The organism is Staphylococcus sp. HMSC068C09 (genome assembly GCF_001813735.1).
Classification (GTDB): Bacteria; Bacillota; Bacilli; order Staphylococcales; family Staphylococcaceae; genus Staphylococcus; species Staphylococcus hominis.
The window spans coordinates 280188-286230 of record NZ_KV813753.1 but is presented as its reverse complement, the minus strand read 5'-3'; the positions used below and the strand labels follow the sequence as shown (position 1 = coordinate 286230).

The following is a 6043-nucleotide window of genomic DNA, read 5'->3' as shown; positions in this document are numbered from 1 at the left end:
TCGCTTCTACATCATCTGCATTCACATGAAGAATAGGTACATCGTACCCCTTAGCGATATCTGATGAATACGTTGTAGAACGACCATCAATAGGTTCAGTTGTAAAACCAATTCGGTTATTTGTAATTATATGTAGTGCTCCGCCAGTTGAATAACCATTTAAATTACTTAAATTCATTGTTTCAAAATTGATACCTTGACCAGGATATGCAGCATCTCCATGAATAATAATTGGCATACCGTGATGGAAATCTGTAGTTGGTCCACCCGCATGATGTGTATCATCTTGAGCAGCACGTGTTTTTCCTATAACTACAGGTGCTACAATTTCTAGGTGACTTGGATTGTTTGCTAAAGAAATACATTGTTCAATACCATATGAAGAAGTAGTTTTAACGCCACCTAAGTGATATTTAACGTCTCCTGTCCAACCAGCAGTAAGTTTTAAACTGCCATCTTCAGGTAAGAATTTCATTGGATCCGTGTGCATAAATTCTGAGATCATCATTTCATAAGGTTTTTCTAATACATGTGTTAAAACATTGAGACGTCCCCTATGTGCCATTCCAATTTGAATATTCTGAATGTCCTCTTGAGCAGCACGCTTCAATGTATGTTGTAACATTGGCACTAATGTATCTACACCTTCAATTGAGAAACGTTTTGCTCCAACAAAATTCTTATGTAGATATTTTTCAAAACCTTCAACATGAGCAAGTGTTTTAAATAAGTTAATTTTTTCATCACTATTAATGGTAGCTTTATAAGGTGTTTCAATACGACGTTTTAACCAAGTACGTTCTTTATTATTGTTAATATGATTGTACTCAAACGCAATAGAGCCTTTATAACGCTTTTCCATACGCTTTAACGCTTCATAAGCATTATCGTATATATCACTAAAGTGATCTGATACGATACCAGATGAAATATTTTTTAATGTCTCTTTATTTAAATTAAAATCTTCAATTTCTAATTTTGGGATATGCGTTCTTTTAGGCGCATTTACAGGATAAATATCAGCCTTTAGATGACCATATTGTCTAATATTATCAATTAATCGCATGACACGTTTGATTGTGCTATCATCTGCTGAAGTACCACTCCCATCTGTGGTAAACTTAGCTTTAACTTGTGCTTCGCCATTTTTTATTGTACTAAAAAGCACTTGTAAATCATCTGAGACAGAAGTTGGGTCTTGAAGATAATCATCATATAAATCGAGCATAAGACCCAAATTTGCCCCAAAATTTACTGGAGCTTCTGTAACATCCCTTTTATCCTTTGCCATATTATACCCTCCACAAAATAGTTAAACCGCTTACAAAACCATCATAGCACTATTTTAACTATTGATAAAGACTATTGACTGAATATTATGTAAAAAGAAAAAATTCAATAAAGATAAACTTTTTTAATTTTATATTAATAAAAAAACACAGATGATAATCATCTGTGTTTTTATTTAAAATTGATTTTGAATGTTGTGAATTTATTAAGTTCACTATCTACAGAAATGTAACCTCCATATTGACTCACAATCTTTTCGGCAATTGAAAGCCCTAAGCCATTACCACCTTGGCTTCTTGCTCTAGATTTATCTACTCTATAGAAACGATCGAAAATAAATTCTTGATCTTCTTTTGGTATGCCTAAGCCATGATCGGTAATTTCAATACTTATTTGTTTATTACGCAATTGTGTTTTAATACATATATGCTTTCTCTCTTTATCATATTTCATAGCATTGTCTATAAAAATTAAGATTAATTGTTCAAATTGATGACGATTAATTTGTAAAACTAAAGGTTTTTGTTCTAATTCAATCTCAAATAGATAATCTGGATGCAATTGTTGAAGTGCCTTAATTCGTGATTGAATTTCTTCATTGATATCAACGTCCTCTTTTTCTAAGGATTGCATATTTACTTTATCTTTGGTTAATAATAATAATTCTTCTACTAGCTTTGTAATTCGATTCATTTCTTCTAGTGAAATATTTAAAGACTCTTCTAAAATAGCAGGATCTTTCTTACCCCAGCGTTTAATTAAATTTAAATGGCCTTGAATGATTTGAAGTGGTGTTCTTAACTCATGAGAAGCATCTTCAACAAATTGTCTTTGTTGATTAAAAGAGGCTTCAATTTGATACATCATTTCGTTGAAAGTTTCTATTAAATTGTCTGTTTCTTCATAACTTGTATCAAGTTCTAATTTATTTTGAAAACCATCGCGTCGTATTTGATTCATTTTATTAGACATTGTTACTAGCGGTTTTGTAATATTTTTAGAAATGAAATAGCTAATACATGCAGTAATCACTGTAGCAAGTAGACCAAAAACAACAGCAATAATATAAAGTGATTTTACTAAGTTGTTATAATGCTCAAGAGAATGAATGAGTACGCTATAACCTTTAAAGTTTGGACTATGAAGTGGTTCAGTAATAACTAAATACTCTTTTCCATTATTTCGCATTACTTGAATTCGATCGGTCTTTTGTAAATTATTATTAGGTATAAACTGAATCGTACTTTCATTAGATGATTTCATTATTCTTTGACCTGTATGATTGTAAATAATGACTTCTTCATAATTTTCTAATGAAGCACTTAAATCTAATATCGATATATTATTAATCGGACGCGTTTGAATTAAATTGACAATATCACTTAAACTATGTTCTGCTTCATCCACTTCTCCTTCTCTTAAAGTATCTTTTAAGAAGAATATAATAATAAGACAAAATAAAATAATTGTCGTAAACATAATCAATGTAGTGATAGTCATCCATTTATATTGTAATGTATGATTTTTCATTATCGAATCACGTATCCTACACCACGAACAGTTTCAATGACTTTTTCTTTATTGAAAGGTTTCAATTTATTTCTTAAATATCTGATGTATACATCAACCACATTCGTTTCTACTTCACTATTATATCCCCATACATGATTTAAAATTTGTTCACGTTGTAGTACGTGATTGCGATTCGTTGCTAATAGATACAATAAATCATATTCAGTTTTAGTAAAATCTAATTGCTTACCATCAACAGTTACTTTAAATGCATCAATATCTATTCTGATACCATTAATATCGATAATATCCTTATGAGGCTGACGACGTAATATAGCACGAATTCTTGCAAAAAGCTCCTCAATTTCAAAGGGCTTTACTATATAGTCATCTGCACCATAATCTAATCCAGTCACTTTATCGTAAGTATCACTTTTAGCAGTGATGATAATAATTGGTGTTGATTGCACTTGGCGTACACGTCTACAAATTTCTAGGCCATTTATATTTGGTAACATTAAATCTAAAATAATCAAATCAAAATCGTTATTTAATGCTTTTTCTAAACCAGGTTCCCCATCATATTCGATGTCCACCTTATAACCCTCATGTGTTAATTCTAATTCAAGAAATCTGGCTAAATTTTGTTCATCTTCGACGATTAAAATATTAGTCATTTTTTCAGACACCTCTTTTTTAATAAACGTATGACTTCTCATAACATAACCAATATTCTATCACAAAAATTATTTGTTAATAGAATGAATAAAATAAAAGTAAGATTTTAATTGACAATCGTTATCAATAAGTTATAATATTAATTGAAAATGATTATCAATTAAATCTAAGTTTCCCCCATAATTTAAAATACTTAGAATTATAATCATTTTCAAGCCATTCCCCCCTTAATTTATATGTCCGTAAATACTAATAAACGTTCGTTTTAAAACGAGACGTAAATAATAAATAAGTGCGCCAAATAAGGCGCACTTATTTATTATTTATAAGGTTGTAGGCTCATGTAATCCTTTTAATACTAAAGTTGAAAGAACGATACAGAAAGCACCTCCAATGATTCCTGCAATAATATCAGTTGGATAATGCACGCCTAAATAAACTCTTGAAATAGAAATGAGTAAAATAAGTGCCGCACATAGTCCAATAATGACGCCTTTTGTACTTCCTGATGCTCTACGCTGAGCAATATACATTGCACTTCCAAAAAATGAAGTCGAACCCATTGCATGTCCACTAGGAAAACTAAATCCAGAAATATCAATTAAACGTAGTAATGTTGGACGTTCACGATCAAAAATATTTTTTAGTAAGGGATTTAATATACTTGATAGTGACATTGTGATAACAAAAAATAAAGCTTCAATTTTGTAACGTTTAAGCATTAAATAAGCAACAAGCATTAATGACAAACAAACCATTGCCCATACTTCTCCAATTTTTGTTGCACCTAATAAAATAGATGTAGTAATAAAACTCTCCGATGCATAAATAAATTCATATACTTCATTATCAATCCATTTGCCTAAACGTGATTCATGGAAAAATGCAATGATGCCAAAGATTAATGTAAAAACAATGAGCAATGTAATGCGTTTCGTTCTATTCATCAATTGGTCCTCCTATATTAAAGCGCGTCGTTCAAGATTTTATTAAATAAGTCTTCTTTAGTATAACTTTCTTTATAAGATTCCATTTGATGAGTAATATCAGTACGGTGAGATTCAATTTGTTTTAATTGTTCGAGTAATTTGAATTGTGTAAGTTGATCTTCTGGAATCATTTTTCCATATCCTTTGGATTCAAAATATTTAGCATTGTCAATTTGATCCCCTCTAGATTGATCAAGTCCTAGTGGTATGAGCAACATTGGGATTCTTAAAGTCAAGAATTCATAGATAGCATTAGAACCTGCACGACTTACGACTGTGTCTGTAATAGATAATAAATGCGTTAATTCTTCTTTAACAAATTCATATTGAATATATCCTTTTTGTTTATAAGACTCATCTACTAATCCATGCCCTGTTAAATGAATGATTTGATAATCATGTAGTAAAGCTTCAAGATTTTCTCTAATAATATCATTTAATTTTTTACTACCTAGGCTACCACCCATAACAAGTAATACTTTTTTATCTGAATCAAACCCTGTTATTTCATAACCTTTTTGTTGATTACCTTCTTTTAAATCTTCTCTAATGGTTGCCCCTACAAAATCAGCTTTATCTTTAGGTAGATATTTAAGTGTATCTTCAAATGTTGTATATATTTTTTTTGAAAATTTTAAAGATATTTTGTTTGCTAAACCAGGAGTTAAATCTGATTCATGAATAATAGTAGGAATATTCAATGAACGTGCTGCTATAACAACAGGAACAGAAACAAATCCCCCCTTAGAAAATAATAAATCAGGCTTTTCTTTTTTTAGAACGCGACGGGCATCTAAGATACCTTTTAATACTTTAAAAACATCTTTTGCATTTTCAAATGATAAATAACGACGTAATTTACCACTTGAAATTGGGTAATATTTAATATTCGAAAGTTGTGATTCAATCATTTCTCGTTCAATTCCGTTTTTAGAACCAATATAAAAAACTTGATGTCCTTTTTCTAATGCAGTTGGAATTAAACTTAAGTTCACAGACACATGGCCTACTGTGCCGCCTCCGGTAAACGCAATTTTAGACATGATTATTAACCTCTATTCTTATATGTTTTTATAATATGCATAGAATGGTGCGCCTCTATCGAATGGATGATAGTCAATTTTTGTTTCTCCTACTTTTTGGAAACCAAATTTCTCGAATAAACCTTGAGCGGGTTTATTTAATGCAAAAGTATCTGTCAGAATCACATGGATATGATGTTCTTCTGCTAATTTAACTGCAAAATCAAATAATTGAGTTGCTGCACCTTTATAATCTTTAGAACCAGCTAATCTATGAATAACATAAGCGTTATTTCTATCAACTGGCCATTCTAAATCATCATACCACTCTGATTGTTGTTGGTCGACAACAATAAATCCATAAATAGTGTTATTTTCTTCTAAAACATATAACGTCTCTGTATCAATATCTTCCTTAAAATGTTCAGTAGCTGGGTATTTATCGTCCCACTGATTATTCCCAAATGATTTCATTAAATCTTTTGCTTCTGACACTAATGTTTCGATTTGATTAATATCTTCATGTTTACCTAGTCTAATCATATAATAGTT

At 30.5% G+C, this 6043-nt stretch carries 6 protein-coding genes; all 6 read right to left on the bottom strand.

The annotated features are described in order from the left end of the window. Positions 1-1291 (bottom strand): thiamine pyrophosphate-dependent enzyme (locus HMPREF2930_RS03865; RefSeq protein ID WP_256278342.1); only part of this gene is annotated, 1291 nt, incomplete at its 3' end. A 170-nt stretch (positions 1292-1461) separates the two neighbouring features. Beyond that, positions 1462-2769, bottom strand: a complete 1308-nt coding sequence (locus HMPREF2930_RS03860; RefSeq protein ID WP_371089565.1) for a HAMP domain-containing sensor histidine kinase — start codon at positions 2767-2769, stop codon at positions 1462-1464. 50 nt (positions 2770-2819) lie between these two features. Next, positions 2820-3479, bottom strand: coding sequence for a response regulator transcription factor (locus HMPREF2930_RS03855; RefSeq protein WP_017176327.1), 660 nt, complete (start codon positions 3477-3479; stop codon positions 2820-2822). A gap of 324 nt (positions 3480-3803) precedes the next feature. Then, the gene (locus HMPREF2930_RS03850; protein WP_017176326.1) at positions 3804-4427 is read right to left on the bottom strand and encodes a phosphatase PAP2 family protein; all 624 of its coding nucleotides are present in this window, start codon (positions 4425-4427) and stop codon (positions 3804-3806) included. Positions 4428-4444: 17 nt separating this feature from the next. Then, positions 4445-5512 carry an undecaprenyldiphospho-muramoylpentapeptide beta-N-acetylglucosaminyltransferase gene (locus HMPREF2930_RS03845; protein ID WP_017176325.1) on the bottom strand — a complete coding sequence of 356 codons (1068 nt, stop codon included), beginning with the start codon at positions 5510-5512 and terminating at the stop codon, positions 4445-4447. Between the two features lie 18 nt (positions 5513-5530). Further along, entirely contained in the window at positions 5531-6034 is a 504-nt protein-coding gene (locus HMPREF2930_RS03840; RefSeq protein WP_017176324.1) for a GNAT family N-acetyltransferase, read from the bottom strand. Positions 6035-6043: the final 9 nt, after the last annotated feature.